The sequence below is a fragment of the Trueperella bialowiezensis genome, assembly GCF_900637955.1.
GTDB lineage: Bacteria > Actinomycetota > Actinomycetes > Actinomycetales > Actinomycetaceae > Trueperella > Trueperella bialowiezensis.
Genome location: NZ_LR134476.1, coordinates 1,369,597 through 1,389,565 on the forward strand (window position 1 = coordinate 1,369,597; position 19,969 = coordinate 1,389,565).

Genomic DNA, 19,969 nt, shown 5'->3' on the forward strand with positions numbered 1-19,969 from the left:
CATGGCAAAAATATCGAGGAACGCACCAATACTGTCTGTAACGGTTGCTGCTGAGCTTGCGGGTATGCACGCCCAGACTGTCCGCCAATATGATCGCCTTGGCCTCGTCGTGGCGCGGCGTACGAAGGGCGGCGGCCGGCGTTACTCTCTCAACGACGTCGAAAAGCTTCAGGAGATCCAGCGTCTTTCGCAAGAAGAAGGCGTGAGCCTGAACGGCGTGGCGAAGATCTTTGAGTTGCAGGAGCAGTTGGAGCGGGCTGAGGCGCGTGTGGAGCGTGCCGAGCGGGCTCGGGCCAGAGCCGAGGATGAAGTCGCGGAGTTGCGCGATGCTGTCGAGTATTTGCACGATCAGCTGAGCCGCTATGACGGCAGGCTTAGCCGCGTGTTTGCTGCGGATATGGATGGCGACGTCCTGCTTGCCGACCGGCGCGACTACCAGCGAGAAACCCGGCGCGGGCCGCGGGTGAGTCGCGACGTCGTGGTGTGGCGTCCGCGTACCCTCATTCCGCACACACTGTTTGACGACTAGCCAGCCGGGTGACGAGCCCGGCTTGGCGATGTGGCGCGTAGCTAGCGCCTGTGGAGGAACGTGTTTTCACAGTTGCATTCAGCGCTGACGCGCGACGACGGTCCGGCGGCAGAGCAGGTGGCGCGCTTGGCGCCCGGTTCGGCGGGCCTGTCGCGCGATAGTTCGCTCGAAGGTGCGGCTGCTGGTGGCGCGATGCGTAAGGCGGCCGTGCTCATCTTGCTCACCGATGAGCCCGACCCGCGCGTGCTGTTCACGGTGCGCGCCTCGCATCTGCGTAAGCATCCCGGCCAGGTGAGTTTCCCAGGCGGTAGCCGGGACGGGGCGGAAACGCCCGAGCAGACGGCGCTTCGTGAAGCGTGGGAGGAGTGCGGGATTGCGCCGGGGAGCGTGCACGTGGGTGGCCGGCTTCCTGCGAGCGTCTTGCCTGTGACGTCGTTTGCGGTGACGCCCGTCGTCGGACTGTGGCAGGGCGGGCTGCCGATTGACGCGGTGGCAGACCCGGCCGAAGTCGCCGAGATTTTCACGGCTCCCGTCAGCGCCTTGACTGATCCGGAACACCGCGGAATCTGGCGCTTTCCCGATCCCCGCTTTCCAGAACCAGCTGCGCAAAGCAGTCCAAAATCCGGTGCGAGTTTATCGACGACGCCGAACGCCCGGCGCCGCCACGAAGGCCCGGCCTTTGTGCATGGCGAATTCGTGATTTGGGGGTTCACCGCCATGCTGTTGGACGGTTTACTGGACGTGGCAGGCTGGGCCCGCCCGTGGGACAGCACGCGGATCATTGACGTGCCAGAGCGGTTTTCTCGGTAGCCGGGGTTGCGGGCGTGTGCCGTGGTTCGCCGTCGTAGGGTCAGCCGTCGTGCGCGTAACGGCACGCCGTCGAGCTACAAAAATCGTTCGTTAGCTGCCTAGATAAGGTGTTTCAGAAGGTGTGGGACGTCCGAAAACACGCCGGTGGCTCCCCAATTAAACAGTTCGTTGGCGCGGGCGGGGCTGTTGACCGTCCACACGTTCACCCCGAAACCTGCCTTGCGGAAGGCGCGAACCATCTCGTGGGTGAGCCCGGCGGATTCGGGGTGAATGTAGTCGGCTTCGAGGAGGTCGAGTACGGATCTCCAGTCAGGCCCTAGGCTATCTTTAGTGAAAAGTGCGCCGATGGGGAGCTCAGGATTTTCGGTTTTAATCATGCGCAGGAGCAGGTGGTTGAACGACGAGACGATCACCTGCGGGCCATTGAGCCTCGACAGCTCGGCGCCCACATTATTGATGAGCTGGTAGCTCATCGCGCCACCTGCCTCGTTTGATTTCAGTTCGATGTTGGCGTTTAACCCGGTGTCGTTCATGAAGTCAACCAGCTCGCGCAGCGTGGGAATGCGTTCGCCCGCGTATTCGGGCGCGAACCAGGATCCGGCGTCGATATTGGCTAAATCGGACGAACCCAAGCGGTAGTATGATCCGCTCGCGTTCGTCGTGCGATCCAGCGTGGTGTCGTGGATGAGGATGGCTGTGCCGTCGCCGATGATATCGACGTCGGTTTCAATCCACTCCAAACCGTGATCGACAGCTGCTTGAAAAGCTGCCATCGTGTTTTCCGGGCAGATCCCCGACACCCCGCGGTGTGCAAAAATCCGCTTATTCATCGCGCAAACTCCTAACGTTGATTCGAGGGCGGCAAGCCATCTGAGGCGTGAGCTATCCGAGCAGCTCCGGGCGGCGCCAGTCCTTGCCGAGCACCTGCTGATCCACGAAAGCCATAACAGTCTGGTACCACACCATCGAGTTCGACGGCCCCAGCACCCAGTGGTTTTCGTCTGGGAAATAGAGGAACTTGTGTCCGCGCACCTTCGCCACCCGGTTGAGCGCCTGCCACAAGGCGTGCGACTGCCCGATGGGCACCCGGTAATCCTTATCGCCGTGGATGATGAGCATGGGAACTTCGATCTGGTCGGCGAATCGGTGCGGCGAATAGATCGCCTCCTGAGTAGGCATCATCCACTCGTACCACGAACCGTTGTCGGTGGTTCCGGCCATCTGGCCGATGTTCCACAGCGAGGCGTGGCTGACGATGCACGAGAACCGAGTGCCGGTGTGGCCGGCCATCCAGTTCGCCATGTAACCGCCATACGATCCGCCGAGCAGGGCGGTGCGGTCGCCGGTGATGTCCGGCCGGGCTTCCGCGGCGTCGACGAGCGCCAGAATATCCGTGTAGGGCGTATCGCCGATTGCGTCGTTGCCGCGGTCGATCATGGCCTGGCCGTAGCCGGTGGAGATCGCCGGGTCGGGGAGCAGAACCGCATAGCCCTTCGCCACAAATGGCCACGGGTTCCATCGCCACGTCCAGTCGTTCCACGATCCCCACGGCCCGCCGTGCACAAACACCAGCAGCGGCGCCGGTTCCGTGCCGTCCGGCAGGCACAGCCACGCCCGGGTGTCGGTGCCGTCCTCGGCGCGCGTTTCCACTTCGGTGAGGCGTCCGGGAGCGACGACGGGCGGCGTCAGCTCGGCAAGATCGACGACGCCGTCGTCCGTCACCTTCACTGGCCGCGGTGGTTCGTTGATCGCCGACCGGAGCGCGATAATCTGCCCGTCACGCACGCCGATATTCGTGTAGGCGTGGTCGTCGTCGGTGATGAGCGTGGCCGCGCCGCTGGCCCGGTCAACAAGGTAGAGCGATTGGCGCCCGCGCCGCGGGGCCGCGATAACGAGAGTGTCGGAATCGAGCCATTCAGCTTCGGCGGGCCAGTCGTCGAAGTCGGCCGGGATTCGGTATCGCTCACCAGACTCGCGTTCCCACACCTCGAGCCAGGCGCGTAGCGGGTCGCCATCCATGTTTCCGGACTCCACCTGCACGATCGCGCGCTGGCGGTCGGTGCTGTAGGAGCCGGCATAATAGGACGTGTAGTCCGGGACGTCCGCGTTGTGCCGGGGCGCAATAGCGACCTCTGTGACGACGCCGGAGGCCAGCTCGACCTCGTAGACCGACGAAACTTGTTCAGTGGAATTTTGGACGGAATGCCCGAGCGTTATCAGCGCGCGGGTTCCGTCCGGGGACACCGAAATCTCGCCCAGCTTGCCCGCGGGAATCGGCACCTCGCGCAAGCTCACCTCAGAATCGGGGAGGGGCGAGGGCGTGCCGGGTTCGGCGTCGTCGCTGTTCGCGGTGGTGCCCGACGGCGAAAAGTCGTCCAGCGCTGGCGCGTCGGCAATGAACAGGCGCGGGTAGGTAGGGCCAAGATCGTGATCCCAGAACCGAACCGGGAAATCCTCGTGCAAGATCGCGCTCACGCCGCGCTCTTTGCGGGTCTTGGCGATCTTTGCGGCCGACTCCGGATCGCGGCCGGGAAACGTGCCCACCACCATGACGAGCTTGCCTCCAGCCGCGTGCACGGACTCAAGCGGCCCGGCGGTTCGCGCAACCACGCGCGCCTCGCCGGATGGCGGCAGCATCCACAGCGCAGAGCCCGTGGCCTCGGCGGATGGCAGGCCGGCGTCGTCGCGCCCGGACGTAAAATACACTTCGCCGCGCTCGCCGACCGCCATAAGCCCCTCGCCTTTGAGCGAGCGGGTGAGCGTGCGCGGGCTGCCGTCCGTGATGTCAACGAGGGAGGAGACGTACCTGTCTTTCTTCGCCGCAATCCGCGCGACCGTGGCAATAATCCGGCCGTGCTTGGTCACAAGGCGCGTGGTGCGCGGATGGGAAACGAAATCTTCCAGCGACTCAAAGATGCTCATGCGGCAATCATACGGCGGCGCCGGCTGCCGTGGCACTCTAGAACTCGTAGGGGGCAGCCGGGTAATCCGTGCGGCGCGCCAGAATCCGCGTGATCTGCTCGGCCGTCCGCCAGCCGCCATTAAAGATCTGTGTGCCAGGGCCAAACATGCGGCCATTGGCAAGCGGGCCGGCGTCCACAGCGTCGAACCCGAGCGCGTCAACGATACGGGCGGCGCGCTCGCGAGCAACCGGATCGTCGCAGGCGACGGCCTGAGCGCGGCGGTAGTCGGCCGAGCGGGGGCGGGCATCGAACGAGATGTCGGAGTAGGCCATGTGGTTCATGGTCTTGGCCACGATCGAATCCGCGAGATGCTCTTGTACGGCGAGGCTCGTATCCCGCGGCGCGTTGGCGAAAGCTGTGGCCTCGTCGAGCCGGGGCCAAAAGTTCATTACGTCGATCACGAGTTTCCCGGCCAGCGCGGCCGGCGGAATCGTGTGGAGCGCCGACAGCGGTATCGCCACAAACACGGGTAGGTTGTGCGGGAGGAGCGCGATGTCGGCGACGTCGATCGCGCGGCTCAAGGGCATCGTGCCAGCTAGGTCGCGGGCGAGCACGGCAGCGGGACGTGAGGTTGCAATTGCTGGGGTGATGCCGATATCTAGCAGGCGCTCGGCAAGCGCACCGCCCTCGAGACCTGCTCCGATGACCACCGCGCCGATATCTTGTAGACCCTCCAGGAGTCCGTCATTGGCGCGCCCGCTATCTGCGTGCCTGTTATCTGCGGTTTCGCGGGAGTTGTCCCCGCTCGCGCCCTTATCCACGACGATCCTCCTCATGTGCCTGCCTCAAGGGTAGCGGTATCCCAGAGTGTTCCGTGATGTGCGGAAACTTTTCGCGCCCTGACGGGTTATCTTCGTATATGCCAAGATCTCCCGCTATAGCGTGAAAAGTTTCCGGTCAGAGCCCCTGCCTTGCTATTGGACTGGCCCAAGTGTGCAAGAATCGCACCTATGAGCGGCAGATACGCACCTTCTCCAACGGGGGACCTCCATATCGGCAACCTGCGCACCGCGATTTTGGCGTGGGCGTTCGCACGCCGTGCTGGTCTTGGCTTCCACATGCGGATGGAAGACCTCGATGATCGCTCACATCCCGAATACTATGACCGCCAGCTCGCGGATCTTGCTGCTGTGGGCGTGGACTGGGACGGCGAGGTCCTCTACCAAACCTCCCGTATCGGCAGGTACACCGAGATTTTCGACGCCTTACGTGAAAGAGGCTTGCTCTACGAGTGCTATTGCACGCGCCGCGAGTTAGCGAGTGTCGCCTCCGCACCTCACCAGCCGCCGGGGTCTTATCCAGGCACGTGTCGCTACTTGACGGAGGCCGAATGCGCGGCAGGCCGGGAAAAGTTGTCGCATATGAACCGTGGCCCGGCCTTCCGGCTCGCTACGGATGTCAGTGAGTTAGCGATGGTTGACAGGCTCGCAGGTGAGTACTCCGGCACAGTGGACGACTTCGTTATTCGCCGTGGCGATGGTGCGTTCTCCTATAACTTTGTGGCGGTCGTAGACGACGGCGACTTTGGGATCTCGCAGATCGTTCGCGCTGACGATCTGCTCTCTTCCACGCCGCGGCAGGTCTACCTGCAGAAACTCCTCGGCTATGACACACCCGAATATATTCACGTGCCGCTTGTAGTTAACCCGGCCGGGCAGCGGCTCGCGAAGCGCGACGGCGCAGTAACGCTCACGGACCTTGCCAAATACGGCTGGAGCGCGCACGACGTGCGGGCACTCATTTTTAGCTCCCTGGGGCTTGCGCCCGATGCCGAGCCGAGCGATGTCGTGCCAGAAGAGATGCCGCGCGAGCCGTGGGTTTTAGATGCGGCGACTCTTGAGGCTGGTCCGTCAGTGCTTGGGTAGGTAGGGCGACCCGAAGCAGAATCCACAAACCTAGTTGGCGTGCCTACCTCTGACATCCCGGGCACCAGAACAGGCGGCGGCCTTGCATGAGCTTTTCGCGCACGGTGGCACCGCAGCGCAGGCAGGGGCGTCCGGTGCGGTGGTAGACGGCCCAGCGGGAAGCCTCCGGGTCTGCTTCGATCGGCTCGGCGGGTGCGAGCTCGGGCTGGATCGTTTGGATCGTGCCGGTGGCAAGACCGTCGTTCATGATATCGACGAGGTCGTCCCACACGAGTCCGAGGCGCTCCCGGGACACCTTGTTGCCTGGCCTATCCGGGTGCACGCCCACGCGAAAGAGCGATTCAGCGCGGTAAATGTTGCCCGGGCCGGCGGCTACGGACTGATCCATGATGAGCCCGCCAACAGGACTGCGACGACGCCGCACAAGGTCGATAAATTCCTCCCGGTCACCCGGGTTGTTGTGGAGGGGGTCGGGCCCAAGCCGGTCGAGCACCGCCTCAACCTCTGCGCCTGTTTTTACCTCGCACTGGTTTGGACCGGAGAGGTCTGCCGATCCGTGTGCTGTCAAAATCCGCAAGCGTACCGCGCCGCGTGGCGCCGGTGGTCGCCACGCGGCCGCTCGGCCAGTCTCCGCAGCATCCTCGCCGCCCTCGGCGGAGTCAGTGCGCGGCCCGAATTGCACGTCATCGTCGGGATTAGTGACGGCGGAGCGAATCTCGTCGCCCTCGCCGATGATGATGTGCGGGACGCCGAGTAGCGAAGATCGCAGGAACGTGGAGTCGCCGTTGAATACCCAGCGCCCGTAAAGCCCGAGGTGAACGTGCACCCAGCTGATCTCTTCCGCGGCAAGCATCGTCTCTAGGTCGGCGCCGTGCTTTGTTTCTAGACCAGTAGCGTGCTTTGCCTCAAGGGCGGTTTCTTGTCCGAGGGTCGTTTCTGGCCCGAGCGCGGTTTCCGGCCCGAACGGGGTTTCTCGAGCAGGGCCGCCCGATGAGCTGTACGGGCCGCCCTCCGCGGTAGTGAACGGGATGAACAGGTGTTTGCCCCACGCTTGGGAGGGGAGTATCTGGCTGCCGTTCACGAGCTCGGCGCCGGCGGCGAACCTTCCTTGCGGCGACGACGCGGCAACCCGCTGACCTGCAAATAGTTCGGTCAGCACTCTGGCTAGGCGATGGATTGAATGACCTTCTGGCATGACTCCAGTGTACGGGTGTGGTCAAATCGTAAAGTTCCGCTCGCTTCGAAAGCCGTCAGCGCCCAAAGCATAGCGGCACCAAAGGCGAAAGTGATGCAAGTCACCCGCTCTCCACCAGTTGAGTGGAATAGACTCAACTTAGTTGCCGTTGAATCTATTAGGAACATTCTTTCGCTCGCGAATCATATCCGCGAGCAGCCATAGATGGAGGATTTTGATGGACAAACTAACGACTAAGTCGCAGGAGGCGATTGCGGACGCCCTCACGGCTGCGACGCGAGCAGGTAATCCGCAGCTCGAGCCCACCCATATTCTTGTGGCGCTGCTTAATCAGAAGGAGGGCGTGGCGAACGCGTTGCTTGAGGCGGTCGGCGCGGATCACGGCGCGATCGCGAAGCGGGCGAACGCCCAGCTGGCAACGCTCCCTTCGGTGCAGGGAGCCTCGGCGGGTAATCCGCAGGCGTCTCGCGCAACGAACCTTGTGCTTGCTGATGCCGGAAAGGAAGCGACCTCCCTCGGTGACAGCTACATCTCTACCGAGCACCTGCTGCTCGCGCTGGCAACCTCCCAGCATTCGGCTGGCGAGATTCTGCGCTCGGCGGGCGCTGGCCGCGACCAACTCATGGCTGCGTTGCCGAACGTGCGCGGAAACAGGAAGGTCGACAACCCTGACCCGGAGGGCACCTTCCAAGCGCTTGAAAAGTACGGCACGGATCTGACGGAGATGGCCCGCGATGGCAAGCTTGATCCGATCATCGGCCGGGATGCGGAGATCCGCCGGGTCATCCAGGTGCTTTCGCGGCGCACCAAGAACAACCCCGTCCTGATCGGCGAGCCGGGCGTCGGTAAGACGGCCGTGGTCGAGGGGCTTGCGCAGCGGATTGTCGACGGCGATGTGCCGGAGTCGCTGCGGGGCAAGCGGCTGATCTCGCTGGATATTTCGGGGATGCTTGCGGGCGCGAAGTACCGCGGCGAATTTGAGGAACGCTTCAAGGCCGTGCTGCAGGAGGTTGCCGATTCCGACGGCGAAGTGGTCACCTTTATCGACGAGCTGCACACGATCGTGGGCGCGGGCGCTGGCGGGGATTCCTCGCTGGATGCGGGTAACATGCTCAAGCCGATGTTGGCGCGCGGCGAGCTGCGCCTGGTGGGTGCCACCACGCTTGACGAATACCGTGAGAACATCGAGAAGGATCCGGCGTTGGAGCGCCGTTTCCAGCAGGTGTACGTGGGCGAGCCTTCGGTGGAAGACACGGTGGCGATCTTGCGCGGTATCGCACCCAAGTACGAGGCTCACCACAAGGTCACCATCTCGGACGGCGCGCTAGTGGCGGCTGCCAGCCTGTCGGATCGCTACATTTCCGGCCGTCAGTTGCCGGATAAGGCGATTGACCTCGTGGATGAAGCGGCTTCCCGCCTGCGCATGGAACTCGACTCCTCCCCGGAAGAGATTGATGCGCTCCAGCGTCAGGTGAACCGCCTCAAGATGGAAAAGTCGTACCTTGAAGATACGGAGGAGGAGCTCGACGACGCCGCAGCGGATCGGCTCGAGCGTATCGAGGCTGAGCTGGCGGACAAGTCTGAGGAACTGGCCGGGTTGAACGCGCGCTGGGAGGCCGAAAAGGCTGGCCGGAACAAGGTTGGCGATCTGCGCGTGCGGCTTGACGAGCTGCGTACGGAACTCGAGAAGGCGATCCGCGAGGGACGTTACGAGGACGCCGGGCGCATCCAAAATGGTGACATCCCGAATATTGAGGCGCAGATCGAGGCCGGCGAGGCGGCAGAGGAAGAGCACGACGTCGAGCCGATGATTGCAGAGCGCGTGGACGCCGATGGCATCGCGGAGGTTGTGGCCGCGTGGACGGGCATCCCGGTCGGCCGCCTTATGCAGGGTGAGACCGAGAAGCTGCTGAGCATGGAGGAACATATCGGAAAGAGGCTGATCGGCCAGCGTGAAGCCGTGGCAACGGTCGCCGATGCGGTGCGCCGCTCGCGTGCCGGCGTCGCTGATCCGAACCGGCCGACTGGATCGTTCATGTTCCTTGGCCCCACCGGCGTCGGGAAGACGGAACTGGCGAAGTCGCTCGCGGATTTCCTTTTCGACGACGAGCGAGCCATGGTGCGAATCGACATGTCCGAGTATTCGGAGAAGCATTCGGTAGCCAGGCTGATCGGTGCGCCTCCGGGTTACGTCGGGTACGAGGAGGGCGGCCAGCTGACTGAAGCTGTGCGCCGCAGGCCGTATGGCGTCATCTTGCTCGATGAGATCGAGAAGGCACACCCGGAGGTGTTCGACATCCTGCTCCAGGTGCTCGACGACGGCCGCCTCACCGACGGTCAGGGCCGCACGGTGGATTTCCGGAACACGATCTTGATCTTGACGTCGAATCTTGGTTCGCAGTTCCTCGTGGACGAGAACGTGACCGATAAGCACGAGGCGGTGATGAGCGCTGTGCGTGCCCACTTCAAGCCGGAGTTCCTCAACCGGTTGGATGACATCATCATCTTCGACCCGCTGACCGTGGAGGAGATCAGCCAGATCGTGGACCTGCAGGTCAGCCAGCTCATGGAGCGGCTGGCAGAGCGGCGGATCACGCTCGAGGTCACGGACTCGGCGAAGTCGTTGCTCACGGTGGACGGCTACGATCCGGCTTACGGCGCCCGCCCGTTGCGCAGGCTGATTCAGCGGGAGATCGGCGACCAGCTGGCGCGCATGCTGCTGTCCGGGGAGGTCGACGACGGCGATACAGTGCGCGTCGATTCGGCGGATATCGACACGTCCGTGTTCGCGAGCGGAGCTCCGGCGCGTAAGCACAAGTTGGAGCTGACGCGCGTCGACTAATCGGCTGGGATTCTAGTCAGCGAGGAAGTCCGGGTAGGTGTCGCACGGGTGTGGCGGCACCTGCCCGGCAAGGTCAAGCGCCACCACGGGAAGTGTGTAAGAACGCTTAGTTGGCGTCGCTCGCCGTTGACGACGGCCGATGCTGGCGCACCCATTCGTGCTGGGCGATTGCGGCCGCCGCGGCCACGTTGAGGGAGCGTGTGGAGCCGAACTGTTCGATGTACACCGCGAGCGGACATACGCTGCGCAGCTCGGGTGAAATCCCGTTGGCTTCTTGGCCGAAGACGAGCACCGACTTTTCCGGCAGCTCGGCGCGCTGGATGGGCTGGGCGTTGCCAGTGTTGTCGACGGCGACGAGCGTGTAGCCGTTCTCATCCGCCCACCGGGCGAGGTCGGCTGGCTCTGGCTGGTGGTGCACATCCAAGTACCTGTCGGTGACGAGCGCCCCGCGCCGATTCCACTTGCGCCGGCCGACGATGTGGATTCCGCCCACGTTAAACGCGTTGCCCGTGCGCACGATCGAACCGATGTTGAGATCGTGTTCGAGGTTTTCGATGGCCACGTGCAAAGCGGAGCGGTCTGTGGCAAGTTCGGCTCGGATAGCGTCGACCGTCCAGTAGCGGAAACGGTCGACGACGTTACGCCTGTCGCCGCCCGCGAGCAGCTCCGGATCGTAGCGCGGATCGTCCGGAATGGGCTGGCCTGGATGCTCGCTTTCCCACGGCCCCACGCCAACGACGCCGCCGATCTTTTCCCCGTTACCCCACACCGCGAAACCGTGCGGATCTTCCATCTCGCTCACGGGATCATTGTGGCACTTATCCATGCGCGTTTTACAATCCGCCCGCGAGCCCACCCGTATCGGGGTCCATGCCCGCCCACAAGATCGGCGCGAGTTCGTGGAAGACGTGCGGCACGGCGTCGCCGGTGAGCGGCGGGGTGAAGCGGCCGCGCGAGACGTCGGGAACATACATGCGCACCCCGTTTTCGGCGACGACGAGCGCGCCGCCTGCGTGGGCGTGCGGTCCGTCGAGTGGTGCCTCGACCACCTGGAAAAGCCGGGCGCCGGAGCCTCCTGGCTGCGCCCCGTCGTCGGCAACGTGCAAGAGTCGGAGCACGCCGCCCGGAAGGCCGACGTGTGCGACGAAGCGTTCGCCATCGAGCCCCTGAAGTCGCACTGCGCCAGGCCCGATGGTTGCGGGCCTGTCGGTGCGGTGCTTGAGCATGAGGTCAGCCAGGAGCACGGAGATTTGCGAACCGTAGTCGAGGCTGGGGCCTGCCACCCATGATTCGGTGTCGAGCACGTAGCGCACCACGATGTCGGAGCCCTCCTCGAAGGGTACGAGCTTGTTGGTGGCATCGAACTGGGTGAGCCCGTCCGCGTTGGTGTAGCAGCGAAACTGCAGGCCACCGGCGTCGTCGATATTCGGTTGCCCGATGCGCAAGACGGCCGTGGAAAAGTGGACGTCGTACCACAGCACGAGGTCACGCTCGGGGAACGCGAACGTGAAGTGCCCGGGCGGAACGGTATCGCGATACCATTCCGGGTGCACCGGCCACGGCGAGAAATACGACAGCATGGCAGCGACCTTAGGGGAGTCCGAGGTCGTCTAGCCCGAAGGCCGCGATATAGGGCAGCCCCTCAGCCTCGATGGCTTCGCGGGCGCCGGAGTCGCGATCAACGACGACCGCGACGCCCAGCACCTGCGCACCCTCGGCTCGCGCCGCCGCGATGGCCGTAAGAGGCGAACCACCCGTGGTTGACGTGTCTTCAACGATGACCACGCGCCTGCCAGAGATTGGTGGCCCTTCGATCCTGCGCTTCGTGCCGTGGTCCTTGGCCTGCTTGCGAACAACGAAGGCGTCCATGTCCAGCCCGCGCGAGGCAGCCGCGTGCATGATGGCAATCGCCACGGGGTCTGCTCCCATGGTCAGGCCCCCGACGGCGTCGACATCACCCGGGCCAAGCCCATGTTCTTCCAGCGCGTCGAGCATGACGTGGCCGATGAGCGGGCCGGCTTCGTGATGGAGCGCGGCGCGGCGAACGTCAACGTAGAAACTCGACGTCTGCCCCGATGCCAGCGTGAAATCTCCGCGCTCAACTGACAGGTCGCGGATCAGCTCTGCAAGGCGGGCCTTGGGGGCGTCGTTGGTCAGCATATGCCCATTGTAGTCCGCGGTGGTTGCCGTGTGCGCGCGCAGGTTGCATGCCCAGACCGCTAGACGTTAGTTACGTCCGGACGGCCCCAGACTGCTAGGCGCTAGTTACGCCCGGACAGCCCCGGGCCGGCCACGCGGCGAACCAGCGCTCGCGGGGCAAATTTAGCCAAAGCGGCAGCGGTCTTGTAAAGCGGGGTGGGTGTGACGAGCACGCGTCCGGCGTCGGCGGCCTTGAGAGCTTCGTCAACGACGCGTTGCGGGTCAGCGAACGCGAAGCGCGGCCACTGGCTGGCATCCACCTCGGAGCGCTCGTGGAACTCGGTGCGAATCAGCCCGGGGGTGACGGCGGTGACGCTGACCCCTTTGGCATCGGCGAGCTCGGCGGCCAGCCCCTCGGAGAACGTGCGCACCCACGCCTTGTGGGCCGAATAGGTGCCCTGGGCGGTCAGCGCCGTCATTGAGGAGACGTTGATGATCCGCCCTTCGCCGCGTGCACGCATCGCCGGGGCCGCCGCGTGACACAGCACCATGACTGCCTTGACCATGACGTTGAGCGCGTCAAGCTCGCGCTGCAGCGAGCCGCCCACGAAGTCCTGCCCGAGGCCGAACCCGGCGTTGTTGATGAGGGTCGTGACCGGGCCGGGAACTTCCAGCGTGTCCCCGGACCTGCCGTATCCTTCCGGATGGCTCGCCCGGTGGGCGACGCGCGCCAGATCGTCGTCGTTGGTGAGGTCGGCGGGAAGAACCTCGATGCGGATGTTGTAGCCGCTGAGTTCGTCGGCGAGCTCGTTGAGGCGATCCTCGTTGCGCGCCACGAGCACGAGGCTCGAATGTTGGCGGGCGAGCGTGCGGGCAAACTCGCGGCCGAGGCCCGCCGACGCTCCGGTGATGAGTGCTGTTGACATAGCCCAAGGCTAGCGCATGAATGTTTGTCGGTGAGCTTCGCTAGGGTAGGGGCATGAAGATTGCGACGTGGAACATCAACTCGATCCGAGCCCGCGCGGATCGGGCGCTCGGCGTGCTGGAACGGCACGATCTGGACGTGCTGGCCTTGCAGGAGATCAAGTGCAAGCCGGAGCAGTTTCCGGTTGAGCTTTTTGAGGAGCGCGGCTACGAGGTGGCGGCACACGGCCACAACCAGTGGAATGGCGTGGCGATCGTGTCGCGGATTGGGCTCGACGCCGTTCGCACGGTTTTTGACGGCCAGCCCGGCTTCACGAAGGGCGAGCCTGCCAACGGCGAGCTGTTCATCGGTGGGGAGCCCGAAGCCCGGGCGATTGGGGCGCGCGTGGACGCCAGCAAACTTGGGGAGATCGAGATCTGGAGCCTGTACGTTCCCAACGGGCGGGCGATTGACGATCCGCACTACCACTACAAGCTCGCTTGGCTGGGCGCGCTCAAAGACTACGCTGCGCGGCGGCTGGCCGAGGATCCGCAGGCCAAGATCGCGTTGGTGGGTGACTGGAACGTCATCCCAACCGACGCGGACGTGTGGGACGTGACGGGCACGGGCGGGCTATACCTGACCGAGGCCGAGCGCGCGGCCTTCTTCGCGTTCGAAGAGGCCGGGTTTGTGGAGGTGAGCCGCGAGTACGCCACGAACTACACGTTCTGGGACTACCAGCGCCTGCGCTTCCCCAAGAATGAGGGCATGCGCATCGACTTCGTCTACGCCTCGCCCGCGCTCGCGAGTCACGTGACCGGCGCGGAGATTGATCGCGACGAACGCAAAGGCAAGGGTGCGTCCGACCACGTGCCGGTCATCGTCACCCTGAGCTAGGCGCGCTGCTCCTAGTCGATGTTGCCGAGCAGGCGCTCTTCTGCGAGCTCCCGGGCCTGGTCGGATGTGAACACGATCATCTCGTTGGTCAGTGCCGGCCAGAATTCTTTGTGCTCGTCGTTGAAGTTTTCGACGCCGAGGAACGCTCCGCCTTTCATCTGGTACAGGTCGACGTAGAAGAACGAGCCCGACATGCCAAAGTGGCCGACCACGTGGTTCGAGAAGTTGTCTCCCGTCCAGTGCGGGCCGAGCGGGTTACGGATCGAGAAGCCGAGCCCCCACGGGTTGTTATTCGACCTGCCATAACCAGGGGTGATCCCGGGGATCTGGCTCCACTGCGACTGGAACGCCTTTTCGGCCAGGTCCTTCGAAATTAGCTGCGGGTGCATGACCTCGCGCCCGAACGGTACGAGACACCGGGCGCACCCCTGCGCCGAATGTGCGATCGAACCTTCGATTGTCACCGTCCTCATCCCGAGCGGGTCGAGCACTTCTTGCTTGATCCACTGCTGGATCGGCATGTCTACATACTTCTCGGCCTCGGCGGCCATGACGTCGAAACCGTAGTTCGAATAAATCCGCCGCCGCCCAGGCTTGGAAATAGGGTCGCCCGGTTCGGCGGGCAACCCGGAGGCGTGCGAGAGCAGGTGCCGGAAGGTCGACCCCTCCGGGCCAGCCGGGGTGTCAAGCGTGAAAAGCCCTTTTTCGATAGCAACGAGGATTCCCCACGACGCCAGCGGCTTCGTCACCGACATGTACGGATAAATCTTCTCGGTGTCACCCACGCCAAGCATGACGTCAAATTCGTCGAAAGCGACGTACGTGTGCTCGAACGTGAACTTATCTGCAGGAAGCGGTTCAGTATGCATGGCTTAACTCTCGCACAAATCGCCACCGTTCGCGGAGGTCGCGAACGGCTTGGGTTAGGCGAACCGGCGGATCACCTCGATCTGGCGGTCCCGCCACGGCAACGCCTCTTCGAGTTGCGCGGCGAGCCCGAGCAGGGTCTCGTCCGTGCCGATACGCACGGCGCCGAGCATGATCGAGAACGGAAGCACGACGCCGTCGTCGGTCACCGCCTCGCCGTTCGGCCACTGCGGGCCAACCGGGCCAGCGAAAACCGGCAGTGCGATTGACGGTGCGCCGAGCATGTTCCACACGCTTGTCCACGGCGTAAACCGGCGCTGGGCGTAGAAGTCTTCGGCGGGGTCGGCCTTCATGAGGTCCTCGGGGCGCAGGGTGCCCGGCGGGAGCGCGGCGGTGAGGATGACGTCGAAGTCTTCCCACGCGGTCACGACCGTGCGGGTGAGCGTGTGCATGCCAGCCTCGGCGTTCGCAAAATCTGCGGCCGAGTAACTTTCGCCGAGCTCACGCAGCCAGCGAGTAAGAGGTTCGAGCTGGTCGACGGCGTCGTCCGGTATCGCCAGTTGCGCTGCAGCGGTGGACCACAGCGGCATGAACGTTTCCCAGTCTGTCGAGTTCATGGGCCGCGGCGCGATCTCAACGTGGTGGCCGAGGCTTTCCAACGTTTTCGCGGTGAGCTCGACGGCAGTGCGCGAATGCGGATGCATGTCGATCTCTTCCACGTTCAGCGGCTCCCACAGCAGGCCGATCCGCAGGCCCTCGGGCGCGCGATCGCATGCGTCTAAATAGGTGGTGGCCGGGCGGGTGCGCATCCACGGGTCGCCCGGCTGTGGCTCGGACAGCACGTCAAGGAAGGCTGCCGTGTCGCGCACGTCGCGCGTGATCACGCCCTGTGTGGAGAGTCCGACGCCGTCAGCACCTGGTGCGGCCGAGACCAGACCGCGCGAGGGCTTCAAGCCGACGAGCCCAGTTGCCGACGCCGGAATGCGGATCGAACCGCCGCCGTCGGAGGCGTGTGCAACCGGTGCGATACCGGCAGCAACCGCAGCGGCCGCGCCACCGGATGAGCCGCCTGCCGTGCGGGTCAGATCCCACGGAGAGCGTGCCTTCGGGCCGGCCACTGGCTCGGTATAGGGCGGGAAGGCGAACTCGGGCGTGGCCGTCTTGCCAATACACACCGTGCCGGCGTCAAACAGGAGCTGGGCTGCGGCGTCGGTACTCTGTGCCACGTTGCCTTTGAGCACTCGCGAGCCGGCCTCGAACGGCTGGCCGGCCACCTGGTTCACGTCCTTAATCGGAAGAGGTACTCCGGCGAATGCGGGTGCGTCGCCGGCGGCCAACGCCTTATCGGCGGCGGCCGCCTGCTCGCGAGCAAGATCGGGCGTGAGATGGGCGAAAGCGCCCACCTGCGCGCCGACGCTGTCGGCGCGCTCGAGTGCGGCGTCGGCGACTTCGAGCGCGGAGACCTCACGGTTCTTCAGTGCGGATGCAAGTTCACGGGCTGTCAATTCATTCAGGCTCATAGCCCGATTCTTACATGGAAAACGCGCGGGCGATAGAGGGCGGCAGAAGGATAGAGGGGCGGGGTGGCATACACTGGGCGGGGACGCGGCAGATAACGAAAGCGAGGCAGTGATGAGCCGGATCATCCACGTCGTCGGAGCAGTCATCCTGCGCGACGGGCTGGTCATGGCCGCCCAACGCGGAGCCGGGCAGTCGATGGCCGGCATGTGGGAATTTCCCGGCGGCAAGATCGAACCGGGGGAGACCCCCGAGCAGTCACTGGCCCGGGAACTGCGCGAGGAGCTGCTGGTGGAGGTCGAGGTCGGCGATTTCGTGGCGCGCAGCGACTACGACTATTCGTTCGGCACGGTCCGCCTCGACGCTTATGTCTGCAGGCTTGTCAGCGGGCAGCCGCAACTGACCGAACATGAGGCTGTCGGGTGGTTCACGCCCGAAGAACTGGCAGGTCTGGACTGGGCACCAGCGGACGTGCCCGTCGTCGTCGAACTTGAAAAACTCCTCAGCGCTCAAGGACGCTGAGCGGAAAGGACGCTGAACGGGAAGCCCGCTGAACGTGGGAAGCGCAGAACGCGGAAGAAAGCGGCGCCCGCTAGCTAGGCGAGCTCGGCTAGGGAACCTGGCTAGGCGAGTAGAAGATCGGTCAGTGCGCTAAGCGTTTCTGAAGCTCCGGCGTCGATCCGAAGGTCGCAGATACCGTCGGCGGCCGTCGGGCCGTAGTTAATGATGGCCAACGGCGAATCCGTGGCCCACGCCTGGCGGGTGATCCACATGCCCGTGTTGACCACGAGCGAGCTGCCGACCACGAGCGCCACGTCCGCGTCGCTTGCCGCGCGCATGGCCGCATCCATGTCGTCCCCGGGCAGACCCTCACCGAAGAACACGACAGCCGGCTTCATTAGCCCGCCACACGCGCTACAGGGAGCGACCCGGAACATGGAGGCCTCGGCGTCGTCCCTATCGGCCGTGGCAAGCACAGCCGGATCGCGATCATACTGCGGCCATCCGGGATTAAGAGCGTCGAGGTCGGCGGCGTAGTCCTCGCGCGGAATCACACGCCCGCAATCCACGCATCGCGCCCGCGCGAACGAGCCGTGCAACTCCCACACGTTGACCGAGCCGGCCTTCGTGTGCAAGCCATCAATATTCTGCGTGGCAACCCCGCTGATCAGACCCGCCTCTTCCAAGCGGGCTAGCGCGACGTGCCCCGCGGACGGCTCGAGCGCCTCGAACACCCGCCACGTCTCATGATTGCGCTGCCACACCCAGCGCTGCCACACCGGGTCTGCCACGAACATGTCATATTCAATGGAAGGCTTCTCAGTAGTGCCCTGGCCGCGATAATCCGGCAGACCAGAATCTGTGGAAATGCCAGCCCCCGTGATCGCCAGCGTTTTCTTCCCGCGCATCAGCTCAGCCAACTCGGCTGCGGCCTCGTTTGGATCTGAAATAACCATGAATGCACCTCGTCTACAGTGTAGTCGGCAAGCAGGATCAGCCGCTGTTTGCCGCATGCACTCGCCGATTTTATTCGCACTTAGCCCAACGTAGGCCAAAAGGCTAGTCGCGCTCCAAGAAAGGTGAGATAATCAGAGACGTAAAGTTTCACTAGCAAAGGAGCTCATCGAAGTGGGTATCGCAACACCTGAGGTATACAACGAAATGCTTGACCGGGCGAAGGCAGAAGGATACGCCTTCCCCGCGTTCAACGTCACGTCTTCCCAGACCCTCACAGCGGTTCTGCAAGGCCTGACCGAAGCGGAATCCGACGGCATCATCCAGATCTCGGTTGGTGGCTCGGAGTACGTTTCCGGTTCCACCGTGAAGGATCGGGTGGCTGGCTCGCTCGGTCTGGCAGCATACGCGCGCGAGGTAGCGAAGAACTACCCCGTCACGGTCGCACTGCACACCGATCACTGCGCCAAGGAAAACATTGATTCGTGGATCCGCCCGCTGATCATGGCCTCGATCGAGGAAGTCAAGGCTGGCCGCGAACCGATCTTCCAGTCGCACATGTGGGACGGCTCGGCAGTCTCCCTCAAAGAGAATCTCGAGATCGCCCAGGAGCTCCTTGACCTGACGAACCAGGCCAAGCAGATCCTCGAAATCGAGATCGGGGTCGTCGGCGGTGAAGAAGACGGCGTGGCACACGAGATCAACGAGAAGCTCTACACCACCGTCGAAGATGGCATGGCCACGGTTGAGGCGCTTGGACTTGGCGAGAAGGGCCGCTACATTACGGCACTCACGTTCGGTAACGTCCACGGCGTCTACAAGCCGGGTGCTGTGAAGCTTCGTCCGGAGCTGCTCGGTGAGATCCAGGCCGCGGTTGGCGAGAAGTACGGTAAGGAAAAGCCGTTCGACCTCGTGTTCCACGGCGGTTCGGGCTCGTCGGCGGAGGAGATCGCCACTGCAGTGTCGCACGGTGTTATCAAGATGAACATTGACACCGACACCCAGTACGCGTTCACCCGCCCGGTTGTTGAGCACATGTTCCGTAACTACGACGGCGTGCTGAAGATCGACGGCGAGGTCGGCAACAAGAAGATGTACGATCCGCGCACGTGGGGCAAGCTGGCCGAAGCCGGCATGGCTGCCCGTGTTGTGGAAGCAACCCAGCAGCTTGGCTCGGCAGGTAAGAAGCTGAAGTAAGTTCGCTGCATAGCTAACGCGTGGGTTCCAGGTTCGAATGGCCTGGAACCCACGCGTTTCTATTAGCCGCGGTATTGCTGTCGTCGTGGCGAGCAATGTGGACTCGACGGGCTCGAAGCGCTGCGTTTCTGCTTAAATAGCAGAAACGCGGGCGTTTACGGGCTTCGACCTCGCCATTATTGCTGTAATAGCAGAAACGGAGGCGGAGTGATCGAATGAGCGCGGAGATTAGGGCGCCTCTAGGCGTCGGCGGATGCAGCTTCCTCGTCGACATCGGCGGTTTCGTGGTTATTCGGTAGATTGTCAAAGTAGTCGATGGCAACCGAAGACAGCACGGTGAGCGCGCCGCCCATGAGACCCTGCTTGAGGTGCGCAAACCTATCGCCTTCGGCCCGCTTGCGTTCGCCCCGCTTAAAGATTGCTCGCTCAACGCCCACGACCAGCGCAATTCCACCTGCCACAACCCCGCCAATCACGGCCATGCCTAGCGGGTTCATGCCCTCGGAGGCCGTTTCCGCGCCGGCGTCGTCATCGTCGTCGTCGATTAAATCGTTGACGTTCAGGTCCACGTTGCCCTGCGTGAGCTGGTAGTTAAACTCGTTATAGGCCATGATCCCGCCGAGCCCGAGGCGAAGAGTGCGCCTAAGTGCTGTGGAGCGGACGACGTCGGGTAGTGCGTAGTACGCCGTCGTGTTGATCATTTGTGCGATGTAGTGAGCGATCGCTTGTTCTTTGCTGGGCATCTGAGCCTCCTTTGGCGTATCGGCAATATGTCAGCGGCAATTCGC

The 19,969-nt window shown here is 63.7% G+C and carries 19 protein-coding genes; 7 read left to right on the forward strand and 12 right to left on the reverse strand.

Translation table 11 applies throughout. From position 1 onward, the window contains the following. Position 1 precedes the first annotated feature (1 nt). Together EL234_RS09500 and EL234_RS06260 are read left to right on the forward strand one after the other, a co-directional pair. Complete coding sequence (locus EL234_RS09500; protein WP_126416653.1) at positions 2 to 529, forward strand: heat shock protein transcriptional repressor HspR; 528 nt, start codon at positions 2 to 4, stop codon at positions 527 to 529. Between the two features lie 60 nt (positions 530 to 589). Further along, positions 590 to 1,339: an NUDIX hydrolase gene (locus EL234_RS06260; protein ID WP_197718425.1), complete on the forward strand. Its 750-nt coding sequence runs from the start codon at positions 590 to 592 to the stop codon at positions 1,337 to 1,339. Between the two features lie 98 nt (positions 1,340 to 1,437). Here EL234_RS06260 and EL234_RS06265 read toward each other — a convergent pair whose 3' ends face one another. The 3 genes from EL234_RS06265 to EL234_RS09350 are packed head-to-tail and all read right to left on the reverse strand — an operon-like array spanning position 1,438 to position 5,078. Then, positions 1,438 to 2,169: a glycerophosphoryl diester phosphodiesterase gene (locus EL234_RS06265; RefSeq protein ID WP_126416654.1), complete on the reverse strand. Its 732-nt coding sequence runs from the start codon at positions 2,167 to 2,169 to the stop codon at positions 1,438 to 1,440. Between the two features lie 52 nt (positions 2,170 to 2,221). Continuing rightward, a complete protein-coding gene (locus EL234_RS06270) occupies positions 2,222 to 4,261 on the reverse strand; it encodes a S9 family peptidase (RefSeq protein ID WP_164712412.1) in 2,040 nt (679 codons plus the stop codon). Positions 4,262 to 4,298: 37 nt separating this feature from the next. Next, complete coding sequence (locus EL234_RS09350; RefSeq protein ID WP_164712414.1) at positions 4,299 to 5,078, reverse strand: NADPH-dependent F420 reductase; 780 nt, start codon at positions 5,076 to 5,078, stop codon at positions 4,299 to 4,301. A 174-nt stretch (positions 5,079 to 5,252) separates the two neighbouring features. Here EL234_RS09350 and gluQRS point away from each other — a divergent pair, with 174 nt between their 5' ends. Beyond that, positions 5,253 to 6,167, forward strand: coding sequence for a tRNA glutamyl-Q(34) synthetase GluQRS (gluQRS, locus tag EL234_RS06275; protein ID WP_126416656.1), 915 nt, complete (start codon positions 5,253 to 5,255; stop codon positions 6,165 to 6,167). A 43-nt stretch (positions 6,168 to 6,210) separates the two neighbouring features. Here the strand turns inward: gluQRS and EL234_RS06280 are convergent, their stop codons facing one another. Continuing rightward, positions 6,211 to 7,362 (reverse strand): Fpg/Nei family DNA glycosylase, encoded by a 1,152-nt coding sequence (locus EL234_RS06280; protein WP_126416657.1) that lies wholly within the window; start codon positions 7,360 to 7,362, stop codon positions 6,211 to 6,213. A gap of 217 nt (positions 7,363 to 7,579) precedes the next feature. Between EL234_RS06280 and clpB the strand changes: the two genes are divergently transcribed. Then, positions 7,580 to 10,204: an ATP-dependent chaperone ClpB gene (gene clpB / locus EL234_RS06285; protein ID WP_126416658.1), complete on the forward strand. Its 2,625-nt coding sequence runs from the start codon at positions 7,580 to 7,582 to the stop codon at positions 10,202 to 10,204. A 106-nt stretch (positions 10,205 to 10,310) separates the two neighbouring features. On the opposite strand, the gene EL234_RS06290 is transcribed toward clpB, so the two are convergent. The 4 genes from EL234_RS06290 to EL234_RS06305 form a co-directional block, all read right to left on the reverse strand. Beyond that, positions 10,311 to 10,997 carry a TrmH family RNA methyltransferase gene (locus EL234_RS06290; protein WP_126417277.1) on the reverse strand — a complete coding sequence of 229 codons (687 nt, stop codon included), beginning with the start codon at positions 10,995 to 10,997 and terminating at the stop codon, positions 10,311 to 10,313. 40 nt (positions 10,998 to 11,037) lie between these two features. Beyond that, entirely contained in the window at positions 11,038 to 11,784 is a 747-nt protein-coding gene (locus EL234_RS06295) for a hypothetical protein (RefSeq protein ID WP_126416659.1), read from the reverse strand. Positions 11,785 to 11,794: 10 nt separating this feature from the next. Further along, positions 11,795 to 12,364: an orotate phosphoribosyltransferase gene (gene pyrE, locus EL234_RS06300; RefSeq protein WP_126416660.1), complete on the reverse strand. Its 570-nt coding sequence runs from the start codon at positions 12,362 to 12,364 to the stop codon at positions 11,795 to 11,797. Positions 12,365 to 12,465: 101 nt separating this feature from the next. Next, on the reverse strand, positions 12,466 to 13,269 hold the full coding sequence (locus EL234_RS06305) for an SDR family NAD(P)-dependent oxidoreductase (protein ID WP_126416661.1): 804 nt from the start codon (positions 13,267 to 13,269) through the stop codon (positions 12,466 to 12,468). Positions 13,270 to 13,322: 53 nt separating this feature from the next. Here EL234_RS06305 and EL234_RS06310 point away from each other — a divergent pair, with 53 nt between their 5' ends. After that, positions 13,323 to 14,144 carry an exodeoxyribonuclease III gene (locus EL234_RS06310; RefSeq protein WP_126416662.1) on the forward strand — a complete coding sequence of 274 codons (822 nt, stop codon included), beginning with the start codon at positions 13,323 to 13,325 and terminating at the stop codon, positions 14,142 to 14,144. A gap of 11 nt (positions 14,145 to 14,155) precedes the next feature. Here EL234_RS06310 and EL234_RS06315 read toward each other — a convergent pair whose 3' ends face one another. Further along, positions 14,156 to 15,013, reverse strand: a complete 858-nt coding sequence (locus EL234_RS06315) for a serine hydrolase domain-containing protein (RefSeq protein WP_126416663.1) — start codon at positions 15,011 to 15,013, stop codon at positions 14,156 to 14,158. 54 nt (positions 15,014 to 15,067) lie between these two features. After that, a complete protein-coding gene (locus EL234_RS06320; protein ID WP_126416664.1) occupies positions 15,068 to 16,531 on the reverse strand; it encodes an amidase in 1,464 nt (487 codons plus the stop codon). 112 nt (positions 16,532 to 16,643) lie between these two features. On the opposite strand from EL234_RS06320, the gene EL234_RS06325 reads away from it, so the two are divergent. Continuing rightward, positions 16,644 to 17,051, forward strand: a complete 408-nt coding sequence (locus EL234_RS06325) for a (deoxy)nucleoside triphosphate pyrophosphohydrolase (RefSeq protein WP_126416665.1) — start codon at positions 16,644 to 16,646, stop codon at positions 17,049 to 17,051. Between the two features lie 101 nt (positions 17,052 to 17,152). On the opposite strand, the gene EL234_RS06330 is transcribed toward EL234_RS06325, so the two are convergent. Beyond that, positions 17,153 to 17,986 (reverse strand): Sir2 family NAD-dependent protein deacetylase, encoded by an 834-nt coding sequence (locus EL234_RS06330; protein ID WP_126416666.1) that lies wholly within the window; start codon positions 17,984 to 17,986, stop codon positions 17,153 to 17,155. A gap of 172 nt (positions 17,987 to 18,158) precedes the next feature. On the opposite strand from EL234_RS06330, the gene fbaA reads away from it, so the two are divergent. Beyond that, on the forward strand, positions 18,159 to 19,181 hold the full coding sequence (gene fbaA / locus EL234_RS06335; RefSeq protein WP_126416667.1) for a class II fructose-bisphosphate aldolase: 1,023 nt from the start codon (positions 18,159 to 18,161) through the stop codon (positions 19,179 to 19,181). A 239-nt stretch (positions 19,182 to 19,420) separates the two neighbouring features. Here the strand turns inward: fbaA and EL234_RS06340 are convergent, their stop codons facing one another. Continuing rightward, entirely contained in the window at positions 19,421 to 19,924 is a 504-nt protein-coding gene (locus EL234_RS06340) for a peptidase S9 (RefSeq protein ID WP_126416668.1), read from the reverse strand. Positions 19,925 to 19,969: the final 45 nt, after the last annotated feature.